At 61.2% G+C, this 14801-nt stretch carries 11 protein-coding genes and 1 pseudogene; 4 read left to right on the plus strand and 8 right to left on the minus strand.

Translation table 11 applies throughout. The features are described 5' to 3' along the window. Positions 1 to 229: 229 nt before the first annotated feature. From SJY32_RS09060 to aroQ, 5 genes are all read right to left on the minus strand, one after another. Entirely contained in the window at positions 230 to 556 is a 327-nt protein-coding gene (locus tag SJY32_RS09060; protein ID WP_376874054.1) for a hypothetical protein, read from the minus strand. Between the two features lie 144 nt (positions 557 to 700). Continuing rightward, positions 701 to 1828, minus strand: coding sequence for a tRNA guanosine(34) transglycosylase Tgt (gene tgt / locus SJY32_RS09065; RefSeq protein ID WP_376874056.1), 1128 nt, complete (start codon positions 1826 to 1828; stop codon positions 701 to 703). A 155-nt stretch (positions 1829 to 1983) separates the two neighbouring features. After that, a complete protein-coding gene (locus SJY32_RS09070) occupies positions 1984 to 3432 on the minus strand; it encodes an NAD(P)(+) transhydrogenase (Re/Si-specific) subunit beta (protein ID WP_376874058.1) in 1449 nt (482 codons plus the stop codon). Positions 3433 to 3447: 15 nt separating this feature from the next. Continuing rightward, on the minus strand, positions 3448 to 5019 hold the full coding sequence (locus SJY32_RS09075; protein ID WP_376874060.1) for a Re/Si-specific NAD(P)(+) transhydrogenase subunit alpha: 1572 nt from the start codon (positions 5017 to 5019) through the stop codon (positions 3448 to 3450). Positions 5020 to 5462: 443 nt separating this feature from the next. Continuing rightward, on the minus strand, positions 5463 to 5903 hold the full coding sequence (aroQ, locus tag SJY32_RS09080; RefSeq protein WP_376874062.1) for a type II 3-dehydroquinate dehydratase: 441 nt from the start codon (positions 5901 to 5903) through the stop codon (positions 5463 to 5465). A gap of 259 nt (positions 5904 to 6162) precedes the next feature. Between aroQ and SJY32_RS09085 the strand changes: the two are divergent. Both SJY32_RS09085 and SJY32_RS09090 read left to right on the plus strand, forming a co-directional pair. Further along, a pseudogene (locus SJY32_RS09085) lies at positions 6163 to 6624 on the plus strand ((2Fe-2S)-binding protein); the annotation flags it as partial. Positions 6625 to 6695: 71 nt separating this feature from the next. Beyond that, complete coding sequence (locus SJY32_RS09090; RefSeq protein ID WP_376874064.1) at positions 6696 to 8993, plus strand: molybdopterin cofactor-binding domain-containing protein; 2298 nt, start codon at positions 6696 to 6698, stop codon at positions 8991 to 8993. 22 nt (positions 8994 to 9015) lie between these two features. On the opposite strand, the gene SJY32_RS09095 is transcribed toward SJY32_RS09090, so the two are convergent. Beyond that, complete coding sequence (locus tag SJY32_RS09095) at positions 9016 to 9789, minus strand: gamma-glutamyl-gamma-aminobutyrate hydrolase family protein (protein ID WP_376874066.1); 774 nt, start codon at positions 9787 to 9789, stop codon at positions 9016 to 9018. Positions 9790 to 10070: 281 nt separating this feature from the next. After that, positions 10071 to 10346 carry a hypothetical protein gene (locus SJY32_RS09100; protein ID WP_376874068.1) on the minus strand — a complete coding sequence of 92 codons (276 nt, stop codon included), beginning with the start codon at positions 10344 to 10346 and terminating at the stop codon, positions 10071 to 10073. A 178-nt stretch (positions 10347 to 10524) separates the two neighbouring features. Between SJY32_RS09100 and pepN the strand changes: the two genes are divergently transcribed. Together pepN and SJY32_RS09110 are read left to right on the plus strand one after the other, a co-directional pair. Beyond that, positions 10525 to 13113, plus strand: coding sequence for an aminopeptidase N (gene pepN / locus SJY32_RS09105; protein WP_376874070.1), 2589 nt, complete (start codon positions 10525 to 10527; stop codon positions 13111 to 13113). Positions 13114 to 13282: 169 nt separating this feature from the next. Next, on the plus strand, positions 13283 to 13708 hold the full coding sequence (locus SJY32_RS09110) for a hypothetical protein (protein WP_376874072.1): 426 nt from the start codon (positions 13283 to 13285) through the stop codon (positions 13706 to 13708). Positions 13709 to 13732: 24 nt separating this feature from the next. Here the strand turns inward: SJY32_RS09110 and SJY32_RS09115 are convergent, their stop codons facing one another. Then, positions 13733 to 14566 (minus strand): transglycosylase SLT domain-containing protein, encoded by an 834-nt coding sequence (locus SJY32_RS09115; protein WP_376874074.1) that lies wholly within the window; start codon positions 14564 to 14566, stop codon positions 13733 to 13735. Between the last annotated feature and the right edge of the window lie 235 nt (positions 14567 to 14801).

The following is a 14801-nucleotide window of genomic DNA, read 5'->3' on the forward strand; positions in this document are numbered from 1 at the left end:
GCCAAAAAACCATGTTTTATGTCCAAAGGGGGCATTTTTCTTTCCTAAAATTACAATGATTGCCTCCTTATTGTAATTTTCGGCTGCATTATTCCCTCTGAGTGCCCGAATCTCTCGCGCTCGCGGATCAGTTCAACCGGAAACGAAAAAGGGAGAGGCATGAATGCCCCTCCCCCGTTCGATCCTAGGATAGATCACAGGCCACCCAACGGACGGCCCTGCCATCAGATCAATCGCGCTTTGGCGGCGCGGGCGCGAACTCTTGCAAAACTTTTTCGACCTGCGCCTTGGTGAGGCTTTTGTTCTCGGCCTTCAGGCAGGTCGCGATTTTCGTGGCGTCCGGACGCTCAGGCTTGGCGTTGCTATCGCCCGCCTCAGCTTTTTGCGGCGCAGCTGGGAGGCATGCTTTCACAGCTTTCTCCGACACGCCAAGCGCAGTCGCCATTTTCGCTGTTGGCATCGCAGGCGGTTGGCCTTGTTGCGCGGAAGCGGTGAAGGGAATTGCGAAAGCGGCAAAGGTAAGCGCCGTCAAGAGGCTGGATTTCCGAGTCATCATAGGTATTTCCTCACGTTGTCCTTCTCATCGGAAGGTGTGAGTTAAACGCGACCCTGAACCTATTCCGTCGCGCCCGCCGCAAAATCTTACCGCAGCCATCGATCAAGGCCGCCGACACGGGGCCGCCGGCACGGGGCGCGTTGATCAAAGCGGCTCGATGTCGCCCTGTGCCCGTAGCGCGTGGAAATCGGCAACAAAGCTTGCGAGTTGACCCACCTCGATCGCGTCGCGCAGCCCCTGCATCAACTGCTGATAATAATGCAGGTTGTGCCACGTAAGTAGCATCCCGCAGATCATCTCTTGCGAGCGGAACACGTGGTGCAGATAGGCACGCGAGTAATTGGAACAGCACGGGCAGGTGCATTCCTCATCCAGCGGCCGCGGATCATCTTGGTGGCGGGCGTTCTTGATATTCACCTGTCCCCGACGGGTCCAGCCCTGCCCCGTGCGCCCTGATCGCGACGGCAAAACGCAATCCATCATATCGATGCCGCGCTCGACCGCGCCCACGATATCATCTGGCTTGCCAACCCCCATCAGATAGCGCGGCTTGTCTTGCGGCAGAAAATCGGGCGCGTAATCGAGCACGCCGAACATCGCCTCCTGCCCCTCGCCCACCGCAAGGCCACCCACCGCGTAGCCGTCAAACCCGATGTCAACCAGCGCCTTCGCGCTTTCCTCGCGCAGATCCCGCGTCACGCCGCCTTGCATGATCCCGAACAGCGCATGGCCTGGCCGATCCCCGAAGGCATCTTTGGATCGCTGCGCCCAGCGCATGGAAAGCTGCATGGATTTCGCCACCTCGGCATCCGTCGCGGGCAAAGCGGGGCATTCGTCAAAGCACATCACAATATCAGATCCCAGAAGCTTCTGGATCTCCATCGAGCGCTCTGGCGTCAGCATATGTTTCGATCCGTCGACATGCGACGAGAACCGCACCCCCTCCTCCGTCAACTTGCGCAGCGACGCGAGAGACATCACTTGGAACCCGCCGGAATCTGTGAGGATCGGCTTGTCCCAATTCATGAACTTATGCAAACCACCGAGATTGGCGATGCGCTCGGCAGTCGGGCGCAGCATCAGGTGATAGGTATTGCCAAGCAAAATATCCGCACCCGTCGCGGCCACGGATTCGGGCATCATCGCCTTCACTGTCGCCGCCGTGCCAACCGGCATGAACGCCGGTGTACGGATCTCGCCGCGCGGCGTCGAGATCACGCCTTTGCGTGCCTTGCCGTCAGTCGCCTGCACTTTGAACCCGAACCGCGTCATGCCATCTCTCCTGATATTTGCGCCCTTTTGGGCCATTTTGGTCCGCCGCTCAAGGCATCACGTGATTTTGACGGATCAGACCGGCCCACCGTCTCCCCGCAAAACGAAAAAGGCCCCGCATCCAGCGAGGCCTTTTCCTGTCCTTCAAGCCGCCATCAGTCGATCATCGGCAGCAGTTGATCGAGCGATTTCTTCGCATCGCCGTAGAACATCCGCGTGTTCTCTTTGTAGAACAGCGGGTTCTCGATGCCCGAATAGCCGGTGCCTTGGCCGCGCTTGGACACGAACACTTGTTTCGCCTTCCAGCATTCAAGAACCGGCATCCCCGCGATTGGCGAGTTCGGATCTTCTTGCGCGGCAGGGTTCACGATGTCGTTCGAGCCGATCACGATGGCCACATCCGTACTCGGGAAGTCGTCATTGATCTCGTCCATTTCCAGCACGATATCATAGGGCACTTTCGCCTCGGCCAGCAGCACGTTCATATGCCCCGGCAGACGCCCAGCGACCGGATGGATCGCGAAGCGGACGTTTTTACCCTTGGCGCGCAGTTTGCGCACCAGTTCGGACACCGATTGCTGTGCTTGCGCGACCGCCATGCCGTAGCCCGGGATGATCACGATGCTATCGGCATCGTTGAGCGCGGCGGCCACGCCTTCGGCATCAATCGCCACTTGTTCGCCCTCGACCTCCATCGCCGGACCGGTGGCGCCGCCACCAAAGCCGCCCAAGATCACCGAGATGAACGAGCGGTTCATCGCCTTACACATGATATAGGACAGGATGGCACCCGAGGAGCCGACCAGCGCGCCGACCACGATCAACAGATCATTGCCCAGCGAGAAGCCGATCGCGGAGGCAGCCCAGCCCGAGTACGAGTTGAGCATCGACACCACGACAGGCATATCCGCGCCGCCGATGCCCATGATCAAATGGTAGCCGATGAAGAACGCAAGCAGCGTCATCAGAACCAGCGTCCACATGCCAGCGCCGTTGAAGAACATCACCAACAGGATCAACGAGCCAATCGCCGCGGCCGCATTGAGAAGATGCCCGCCCGGCAGCTTCTTCGCCGTGCCCGAGACTTTGCCCGCAAGCTTACCAAACGCGATCACCGAGCCCGTGAATGTCACCGCGCCGATGAACACGCCGAGGAAGACTTCGACCTTCAAAATCGCGATTTCCACCGCGTCTTTATGCGCGAGTTTCTCCGCGAAGCCTTTGAGCGACGCAAGCGCGGTCTCATCACCCGCCAAGCGCATCGCCTCAATCCGGCCCAGTTCCAATTCGGCATTATAGCCGATAAAGACGGCCGCCAGACCCACGAAGGAATGGAGCGCCGCGACAAGCTGCGGCATCTCCGTCATCTGAACGCGCGAGGCAACATAATACCCCAGCACAGAGCCGCCCGCGATCATCACCAAAATGATGAACCAATTGCCCACGCCCGGCCCGAACACGGTGGCAATCACGGCCATCGCCATGCCCACAATGCCATACCAAACGGCGCGTTTCGCGCTTTCTTGGCCCGACAACCCGCCCAGCGAGAGGATGAAGAGAACAGCAGCCGCGATATAGGCGGCGGATACGATACCGATCGTCATGTCAGCACCCTCCCCTTACGATTTTTGGAACATGGCGAGCATGCGCCGTGTGACGAGGAACCCGCCGACAATATTGATCGTGGCGATAAACACCGAGATCGCGGCCAAGAAGACAACGAGCCATGAGCCCGAGCCGACTTGGAGAAGCGCCCCGAGGATCACGATCCCCGAGATGGCATTGGTCACGGCCATCAAAGGCGTGTGCAATGAGTGCGACACGTTCCAGATCACCGAGAAGCCGATGAAGCAGGCCAGCACAAAGACGATGAAATGCGACATGAAGGCCTCGGGCGCAAACCCGCCCACGACCAACAACAGCACGGTCGCCACGGCGATCAACATGACTTGGCTCTTGGTCTGCGCCTTGAACGCCTTGATCTCTGCCGCGCGTTTTTCCTCGGAGGTCAATTCCTTGACCTTTTCCTTCGGTTTGGCGGCGGCAATCGCGGCCACTTTCGGCGGTGGCGGCGGGAAGGTGATCTCACCCGCATGGGCAACCGTCGCGCCGCGGATCACGTCATCTTCCATGTTATGATGGATCACGCCGTCTTTGGCGGGGGTCAGATCGAACATCATATGACGGATATTGTTGGAATAAAGCGTGGAAGCCTGCGCGGCCATCCGGCTCGGGAAATCGGTGTAGCCAATGATGGTCACGCCGTTATCTGACACGATCTTTTCATCCATCACGGTCAGATCGCTGTTCCCGCCGCGCTCTGCGGCAAGGTCAACGATCACCGATCCGGGCTTCATCAGCTCGACCATATCCCTGGTCCAAAGCTTCGGCGCGTCGCGCCCCGGAATCAGAGCGGTGGTGATGACGATATCGACATCGGGTGCCAACTCGCGGAATTTGGCAAGCTGCGCTTCGCGGAACTCCGGGCTCGACGGGGCCGCATAGCCGCCCGTTGCCGCGCCGTCTTGGGCTTCCTCAAACTCAAGATAGACGAATTCCGCGCCCATGGATTCGATCTGCTCGGCCACTTCGGGGCGCACATCAAACGCATAGGTGATCGCGCCGAGCGACGTCGCCGTGCCGATCGCAGCAAGGCCGGCCACGCCCGCCCCCACAACGAGAACTTTCGCCGGCGGCACCTTGCCCGCCGCTGTCACCTGACCGGTGAAGAAGCGCCCAAAGTTGTTGCCCGCCTCAATCACCGCGCGGTAGCCCGCGATATTGGCCATGGAGGACAATGCATCCATCTTCTGCGCGCGCGAAATCCGAGGGACCATATCCATCGCGATGACATTGGCGCCGGTCGCTTTGGCGGCCTCCAACAGCGCGGTGTTTTGCGCTGGGTAGAAGAACGAAATCAAGGTTTGCCCTGCGCCGAGCCGTTTGATCTCTGCATCGACAGGAGGACGCACTTTCGCGACGACGTCGACCGCCTTGAACAGATCGGGCGCGGATTTAGTGATGGTCACCCCCGCCGCTTCATAAGCCGCATCCGAGAAGCCGGCCTTTACGCCCGCCCCCGATTGGATGAAGCATTCATGGCCAAGCTTTTGCAGCATTGCTGCGCTCTCGGGCGTCATCGCGACCCGTGCCTCGCCCTCGAAAATCTCCGTTGGAGCTCCGATTTTCACTGTTAGTCCCCCTCATAGCGCCCCCGAAACACAGCAGATTCCTCCGCGAACCGACGAGGGCCGACGATTGTGCGCGTTTTGCATAACATTCAGTTGTAAAGTTTCACAAGACGCTTGACCTCAACGCGCGCCCGGAAATATCAATTATGAGTAAGCAATGCTTACCAATAATTTGACCATAAGTCTTACAAATTAATAATAAACGTTTATTATCAGATGGTTAATCACATCATCCGTAAAAGCGGAATTTTCGACACCGCGGTGCCTAGCGCGATATTTTTTGTGTCTCGATCCGCGAAAACCAGTCACTACGGTAACAAAAGTGCCAGAAGGAGGGGGTGTAGATAATTTTGATACTCGGAAGATGAGGGGCTTACCCTGCGGCAAGGGTGAGGAAAGGCGGGAATGCCCCGCCTCACCCGTCGATTGGTAAGCAATGCTGACTATTTTGTCAAAATCGAGCAGACGCGTCGAACTGCCAGCGAATAACCCTCGACACCGAAGCCAGCCATCACCCCATCGGCCCGCATCGAAACATAAGAATGATGGCGAAACGCCTCGCGCTTGTGAACATTCGAGATATGGACCTCAAAGACGGGCCCCTCAAACGCGTTGAGCGCATCCAAAATCGCCACCGATGTATGCGTGAACGCCCCCGGATTGATGACAATAGCCGCCGCTTTCAGCCGCGCCTCATGAATGGTGTCGATAATGACCCCTTCATGGTTCGATTGGAACAAAGCCACGTCAAACCCTTGCGCCTGCGCAACCGCGGCGCATGCGTGCTCGACATCTTGCAACGTCGCGTGGCCGTAAATCTCGGGCTGGCGCTGGCCCAGCAAGTTCAGATTGGGTCCGTTCAGGATGTAGATGAGTTTGCTCATATCGCCTCGCTGTTCGACGGGCAAAGACGCGCGGCGCGCCGAATCCCGTTCTCTCAACCCATTGATACGCGAAAATCGCTGGCTGATCAGTCCCCTATTGAAAATCCGCCTGCACAAGCCCACTTCCGTCTCTCACAACGCGCGTCGGCGCCCGATCAGATCGAGCGCATTAAAATGCCGTTGCGAAACGCCGCGCAGTATCCTTTGGATTTCGCCTCTCGCTCAGTTTACTCTACCGCCGAACCAGCAGGAGATTTCAATGCCCTACCCCGTCACGATCAATGGTCAAACACATCTCGTCGACGCGCCCGAGGGCATGCCGCTGCTTTGGGTCTTGCGCGATATTCTCGGGATGACGGGCACGAAATACGGCTGCGGCGTGGCGGCATGCGGCGCGTGCACGGTCATGATGGACGGCACCGCATGGCGGTCGTGCCAGTTGCCGATCGAGGCCGTTGAGGGCGAGATCACCACGATTGAAGGCATCGGCACGCCGGATCTTCTCGCGCCGATTCAAGCGGCCTGGATTACGCATCAGGTCGCGCAATGCGGTTGGTGCCAATCGGGGCAGATCATGCAAGCAGCCGCCCTTCTGGCAGAGGTGCCAAACCCTGACGACGCGCAAATTGACGAAGCGATGGCGGGCAATCTGTGCCGCTGCGGCACCTATCCGCGCATCCGTGCTGCGATCCACACGGCCGCTGCCGAGATTGAGAAGGCCAAACCCTTCGCCCAGCGCGCCCCGCTTGCGCCAACCGATGCCGCCAGCCAGCCCACACCGGAGACATCGCAATGAGCCGCCCCCACAGCAATCGCGCGCTCAACGCCGCGAAAACCCTCACACGACGCAGCTTTCTGGTTGGCTCTGCCCTCATCGCGGGCGGTGCGGCCTTCGGCGTCTACACTGCGAAGCGCGAGTTTGAGAACCCGTTGGAGGATAGCTTCGACGGCGCGCTCAACCCCTTCGTCATCATCGGCGAGGAAACCACCATCGTCGTGCCGCGCGCCGAGATGGGCCAAGGCGTGAGTACCACACTCGCCGCATTGGTCGCAGAAGAACTGGATCTCGCCTGGGAGGACATTCGTGTCATCCACGGCCCCGCCGCGCGCGCCTATTATAACGGTGCGCTGATTGAGGGTGGCTTTCCGGTTCCCTCATGGAAACGCACCGGCTGGCTCGACACGGTCGCGCAAGGCACGGCGCTCTTGCCCAAGGCCATCGGCCTGCAAGTCACTGGCGGATCAAGCTCCACGCGCGATGCCTTCACACGGATGCGGATCGCGGGCGCCGCGGCGCGTGAGGCGCTGCTTCAGGCGGCCGCCCAAACGGAGGGGCGCGACGGGCTGACGACAAAGGACGGCGCGGTGGTAACGGCTGACGGGCGCGTTCTGCCCTATGCCACACTCGCCACCACAGCCGCCCAGATCGATATCGGCGAGATCGCGCTGCGGCCCAAATCCGATTGGCGATTGCTCGGCACATCGCTCCCCCGCACGGATATGGTCGGCAAGGTCACGGGCACGGCGCAATACGGAATGGATGTGCGGTTGCCGGGAATGCGGTTTGCGACCCTGCGCCAGCCCCCGCAATTCGGCGCGACCCTTGCCGCGCTTGATCCCGCGCCGGCTTTGGCGATTGCGGGCGTCGAGGCCGTCCACCGGATCGGCGACGGGTTTGCCGTGGTGGCGGGCAACAGTTGGTCCGCAATGCAGGGCGCCGAGGCGTTGACGCCCGAATGGCAGGCCCCGACATCCGGCGCCGGCTTGGAGATGACCGCCGTTTGGGACACATTGGCCGCGGCGTTGGATGGCTCGGCTAATCTCACCGCGCGTGACGAAGGCGATGCGACGGGCACCCCGCCAGAAGGCGCCGTGCTTGTGGAGGCCGATTACCGCCTGCCCTATCTCGCGCATGCGACGATGGAACCGATGAGCGCGACCGCTTGGCTGCATGACGACCAGATCGAGATTTGGGCGGGGGTTCAAGGCCCTTCCGTGGCGCAAGACGCCGCACTCAAGGCCCAAGGCGTGCGCGACGCGGGGGCGCGTTTTGCCACCGTCCACACGATGTTCCTCGGGGGCGGGTTCGGGCGGCGAATCGAGACAGATTACGTGACGCCCGCGGCCGAGCTTGCAGCCAAAATGCCCGGGACACCCGTTCAACTCATGTGGTCACGCGAGGAGGACATGACGCATGACGTTTATCGGCCCGCCGCGGTGGCACGCGCCCGCGGCTGGGCGATGCCGATACGCAGTGACGCGCCCGTCGCCGCCGCGCATATCCAACTGGCGGCGCAATCGGTGACACGTGCGGCGGCTTCGCGGATGCTCGGCCTGCCGCTTACCGTGGGGCCCGATCATGCGCATCTGGACGGGATTGCGAACCAGCCCTACGCGCTGTCACATCTGCGGGTTGAGGGATACTTGGCCGAACTGCCGGTGCCGGTCGGGTTTTGGCGGTCGGTCGGCCATTCGATCGGCAGCTTCGTGATGGAAAGCTATATCGACGAACTCGCCCATGCGGCAGGGGCCGATCCGCTGGCGTTCCGGCTGGCGCAGATTTCCGACCCTGCATCGCGCGCCGTTCTTGAAGCCTGCGCCGATCGCTTTGGCTGGGCGCAGGCCGCGTCAGATGGACGATCGGGCGCGGTAAAAACCGGACGCGGCGTCGCATTTTGTCACTCTTTCGGAACGCCCGTCGCGCAGATGATCGAGGTGCAAGAGGTAGAGGGCAGCGTGAAGATCACCCGCGCCGTCATTGCCTGCGATCCTGGCGTCGCGCTGGACCCAATGATTATCGAAGCGCAGATGACAGGCGCGATGGTCTATGGCCTGTCTGCCGCGATTTATGGCGAGATTACCTTGGAAGACGGCGCCGTGATTCAGCAGAATTTCCCCGATTTTGAGGCGGTGCGGATGCCAAATTGCCCGCCTTTCGAGGTGGTTATCCTATCGTCGGGCGACACACCCACGGGCGTCGGCGAGCCCGGCACACCGCCCGCAGCGCCCGCGCTCGCGAATGCTATCTTCGATTTGACGGGTCAGCGCTTGCGCGATCTTCCTTTCGTGCAAGCCATTGATTTCGTGTAATAAGAGGGCCCGCGCGGCCTAGCTAGGCCGCGCGGGCTTTGCCCATCTTCTGGGCGTGGTAAGCGCGGCACGCCTCGCCAAAGGCCTCAAACAACGGCTTCGAGATCGGGTCTTGCGCCGCTTTGAATTCGGGGTGCCACTGCACCGCGAGGGTAAAGCCCGGCGCGCCATCGATGCGGATCGCCTCGGCCGTGCCATCCTCGGCGCGCCCTTCCACGATCACCCGCGGTCCCGCAGTGCAAATTCCCTGACCGTGAAGGGTGTTGGTCTCGATCTTCTCCGCCCCAAACAGGTTCGCGAACGCCCCCCCTTGCGTGAGCGTGACCTTATGGCGGCGCGAGAAACGATCCTCCAGCGTACCTTCTGTCGGCATCCGGTGGTTCATCCGGCCGGGCAAATCACGGATCTCGGGCGCAAGCGTACCGCCCATCGCGACATTGACCTCCTGAAAGCCGCGGCAAATGCCCAAAAACGGCTGCCCCGCCTCGACCAAGGCGCGGATCAGCGGCAGCGCAAGCCCGTCGCGCGCGCGGTCAAACGTGCCATGCGCGGGGGTTTCCTCGTGCCCATATTCGGACGGGTGCACATTCGGGCGCCCCCCCGTGAACAAGAACCCGTCGCATAGCTCCATCACTTCCTCAACGCTCACAAGCTTCGGGTCAGCGGGGATAACGATGGGCAAACAGCCGGAAGCTTGGGTCAGCGCCTCGGAGTTCATAACGCCCGACGTATGAACGGGATATTCGTCATTCAGCAGATCGAAATTGCCGATAATGCCAACGATTGGCCTTGTCATGTGGCTCTCCTGTAACTCGGTGCGCGAGCCCGCCCTAAAAACAGGGATAACGAATACCGCTGTGAGACCCTACGGTCACGCGTCGGCAGTCGCGGCTAGAAGCGCTTTGACCCTATCATATAGCGCGCATATCATTGCGAACAGTGGGTTGAAGGTGCGCATATGCACAGACCCGCCGCATCTGCGCGAGGGAACCAATTTTGGTTTCCGTCACCAGCTGCGGCGGGCCTGATCGTGTCACCTCGCGCGAAGGCGCGGGCATCAGAGCCTTTTGGCGCGTATTATTGTGCCGCGGGCGCGCCCTCCTCTACAGACACATCGGGGTTCGCGGTGTCGGCGGACCCTTCAGTCGCACCCGGAATTGTCCCTGTCGCATCGGTCGTCACACCGCTTTCCCCTTGCGGCGCAACAACCGCCGGCGCATCGGCATCCTCTGCAGCCTCAAATCCGACTGCGAAGAACATCAACAACCCGAATAGAACAGCCGCGCCGATGCCAAGCAACGCAGGGCGGTGGCGGCGGGTTTCCTTGTGAATATTGGTATCTGGAGCGGACATTCATTCTCTCCTCTCGAATGGGATCTGCGAAAATGTGAACGGCGCCGCATTGAGGGTTTTAGGGGCGGCGCGCTCGGCGCAGAACATTTTAATGTGCGGCGACCTTGAAGCGCCGCGCTCATAAACCTAACGTCTGACGGCGCGATATGTTCCGCGCGCAAAGCAAAGGATCCGCTTGATGGACGGCCAAATCTCCCCGCTCGCCCCGACACCTACCTTGTTGGCCGACTACCAACCCTACCCCTTCGACCTCTCGCGCACGCAGCTTCGCTTCGCGCTTGCGCCGACCGCCACCCGCGTGATCGCCCGCCTGCATCTGACGCCGCACGGTCAGATCGCGGATCTGGTTCTCGACGGCGAAGGGTTGAAGCTGCAGCGGATTGAAATCGACGGCGTGGCTGTGACGGGATATCACCTCACCGACACCGTCCTGACGATCCCCGCAGAGCGGCTGCCGCGCGCCGCGTTCGTCCTCGAGACGGAGGTCGAGATCGCACCCGCGAGCAACACCGCGCTTGAGGGGCTCTATATGTCCAATGGCATGTATTGCACGCAATGTGAGGCGGAAGGCTTCCGCAAAATTACCTTCTACCCCGACCGCCCCGATGTCATGAGCCGCTTTGATGTGCGTATTGAGGGCAGGGAGCCTGTCTTGCTCTCAAACGGCAATCCCGTCGCGTCAGGCAAGGATGACGACGGGCGCGGATGGGCGGAATGGTCCGACCCTTGGCCGAAGCCTGCGTATCTCTTCGCGCTGGTTGCGGGGGATTTACGCCATATCTCGGACAGCTTCACCACCTCCGAGGGCCGCGACGTCGCGCTCAATATTTACGTCCGGCCGGGCGATGAAGGGCGCTGCGGCTTCGCGATGGAGGCATTGATCCGCTCAATGGAGTGGGACGAGCGTGTTTGGGGCCGCGCCTATGACTTGGACATTTTCAACATTGTCGCCGTCGACGACTTCAATATGGGCGCGATGGAAAACAAAGGCTTGAACATTTTCAACTCCAAGCTGGTTCTCGCCTCGCCCGAGACCGCGACAGATCTGGATTATGAGCGTATCGAGGCCGTCATCGGGCACGAGTATTTCCACAACTGGACCGGCAACCGCATCACCTGCCGCGACTGGTTCCAGCTTTGCCTCAAAGAGGGGCTGACGGTCTACCGCGACCAGACCTTCACCGCCGATGTCCGCAAGGGCGCGGTGAAGAGGATTGACGATGTGATGACCCTGCGCGCGCGCCAGTTCCGCGAGGATCAAGGCCCGCTCTCGCACGCCGTGCGCCCCGATAGCTATATCGAGATCAACAATTTCTACACCGCCACGATCTACGAGAAAGGCGCAGAAATCATCGGGATGCTGCGCAGCGTGATCGGCGAGGAGGCTTGGGCCAAAGGCACCGCGCTCTATTTTGACCGCCACGACGGGCAGGCCTGCACCATTGAAGATTGGCTGGCGGTCTTCGCGGAGGTCTCCAACCGTGATCTGTCGCAATTCAAGCGATGGTACACGGACGCGGGCACGCCGGAGGTCAGCGTGCGCGAGACTTGGGAAGATGGGCGCTTTACCCTGACCTTTACCCAAAGCACCGCCCCGACACCCAACCAACCCGACAAACCTGCCCGCGTCATTCCGATTCGTGTCGCGCTGTTTGATCCTTCGGCCAAAATGCTGGGTACGGAACAGGTTTTGGAAATGGACCAACCCGAGCAGAGCTTCTGCTTTGACGGCTTGGCCGAGCGCCCGCACCCCTCGATCCTTCGGGGTTTCTCCGCGCCGGTGATGCTGCGGCTTGATCCGACGGTTGATCACCGTGCGTTCCTCTTTGCCCATGACACCGACCCGTTTAATCGATGGGAAGCCGGTCGCGATCTCGCGCTGGCGGCGCTGGCGGCCTTGTCGAACGGCGCGCCTTTGGCGGCGGCTTCGGATTATCTCTCGGCTTTGGGCGATTTTCTGGCCGATCCCCTCCCCGCGCCCGCGTTCCGCGCGCTGTGCTTGCAACTGCCCTCGGATGACGAAATCGCCAAATTGCTGTGCACGCAGGGCGACCTTCCTGATCCGGATGCGATTGAGGGTGCGCGCAACACCCTTTCTGCCGCGATCGCCAGCCGTCACGAAACGGCTCTCGTAGCGCTTTATGATGCGGCGGAGATTGCGGGCACGTATTCGCCCGATGCGGAGCCCACGGGCAAGCGCGCGCTCCGACGTGCAATTTTGGCCCATCTGACCCATATCGATAAAGGCGTGCGCGCGCAGCAAGCCTTTGCCAACGCGCAGAATATGACGGATCAGATCGGGGCACTCGGCCTGTTGATTGCCCATGGCATCGGCGCCCAAGCCAGCGCCGCGTTCTATGAGCAATGGAAGGGGGAGCGGCTGGTGATGGACAAATGGTTCAGCGTCGAGCTGGCCTACGCGCCCAAAGATCAGGCCGTCGCACGCGCGGAGGAATTGGCAGGCCACCCGTTGTTCGATTGGAAAAACCCCAATCAATTCCGCGCGTTGCTCGGCGGGCTCGCCGCAAATCACGCCGCGTTCCACCGCGCGGATGGCGCAGGCTACCGGTTCTACGGTGATTGGCTTCTCACGCTTGATCCGAAAAATCCGCAGACCGCCGCGCGCATGTCGACCGCGTTCCAGACATGGTCGCAGTTCGACGATCGCCGCCGCGCACAGGCACAGATGGTCTTTGCGAAACTCCTCGGCACGCCGTCCCTTTCGCGCGATTTGGGCGAGATGGTTGAGCGGCTCGCAAAAGGCTAAAACAGTCGGGGCCCGCGCGTCATTGCGCGGGCCGGACCTCCCTCGGATTGAGTGCGCCGCACAGATCAATCCGCGCGGAAGGCACCTGCTGTTTCAATCTGGTCACCGATCCCGAAATCAAGCGTCTGGGCGCCCTATTTCCGCCACATTAAGCTTGCTTTAGAGGCGAATGACATCCCTTCACCAGTCCTCTGACGTGTTTTACGAGTACCGTCTTCAAGCCCGACGCCCCGCGACCTATGCCGCGCTCGGCGTTGGCATGATCACGGGATATACGGTCATCTTCGCGAACGCCCTCCTCGCCGCTATTCCGGTTACAGCCTATATCGGCGTTGTTTTGTGGCGCTTGGTGCGCAACCCGACCGCAGGGCTGCGATTCACGCCCCTTGCGTTAGAGGTGTTCGACCACCGCGAGATCAGACATTTTCCGTTCCGCGATATCCGGTCCGCACGCCTGAGAACCGGCGTTTTTTCGGATGACGAATGTGTGCTGGTGATGGCCAATGGGCCGCGCATTGCCCTGCCGCCAGATGCCCTGCCGCCGATCAAAAAGCTTCGTGCTGAATTTTTGCGCCGCGGGATCATCGCTACCTGATCCGCGCGTCCGAGTGCGCCCTGTTTATTTCCCTTGGCAATAGGGCTGCTTGCGCGTCCAGGCCGCGATATTCTCGCGCAGCTCCGGCTTGCGCATCACCGCCCAATCCCGCGCCGCGCCGCGCCATGCACCCGCTTTGCCGGCAATCTGCCCGTCGCGCCCCACTTGGCGCGCGAGGATCTTGATCGCGCAACTCACATTAGCCGCGCCAATTTTGAGCCCGTCCGCCGTCTGATCCTCCGGCAGCTTGCAATTATAATGCTGCGCCGTCGCGGGTGAAATCTGCATCAACCCAATCCAACGCCCGCCGCCGCCAGCCGCTCGTGGCTTGAAATGGCTTTCAAACCGCGCGATGCCGGACACGAGCGCCGCCCAAAATGCGGCACGCTCATAATCGCTTGCACCCGCATACGCGGGGCAAAACGTATCGATATCGCTCGGGATCTGGCCCGTGAGAGTGCCGCTGTTGCGCTCGATCGCGCTGATGGCGGCATAGCTCCACGCGCCAGCATTTTGTCGCCCGTCCCAGCGCAGCTTGGGGATGCGCGGCCCCTCCCATGGACGTTCAACGGGCCGATCCGATCGCGCAGGCGCGGCGGGCGTCTTGTAGCGGTCAATCTGAAGACCAAGATGCGCCACCTGCGCACGGTCCGCCCAAGCCAGCGCCGTGATCTCGGGGGTTGGAGGGGCGGGCGTAATGGCCGGTTCGGCCGCCTCAAGCGTCACGGCAAGCGGCTGCGCCACGGCACCATGCCCCGCGATAGTGAAAGACATGAGCGCGCAAACAAGCGGCGCCACAACGCCATGGGCGATCTGCTTTCGGCGGGCAAAAGCGATGCCGTTCGGCCTGATCCCCATGTCGCGCCCCTCGCAATAAACCCGTTCTATCTCGTCAACAGCGCGGGTAGCGCGCGCGAAATTCTCACCCCAATGATGCCGCCACCCGCCCAGCGCGGCAAGTCTTAATGACGGGCTCAGGCGGAGCGCCGCCCATCAGTACCAATCAAGGCCCGGATTGTCATGCGATGCCTCCTGCGCAAGACACCCCGCCCCAACGCGATTTGCCCGCACGATTTGCGGACATGATCCCAAC

Origin of the sequence: Albirhodobacter sp. R86504, from assembly GCF_042466415.1 — a bacterium.
In the GTDB taxonomy this organism is placed as follows: domain Bacteria; phylum Pseudomonadota; class Alphaproteobacteria; order Rhodobacterales; family Rhodobacteraceae; genus Albirhodobacter.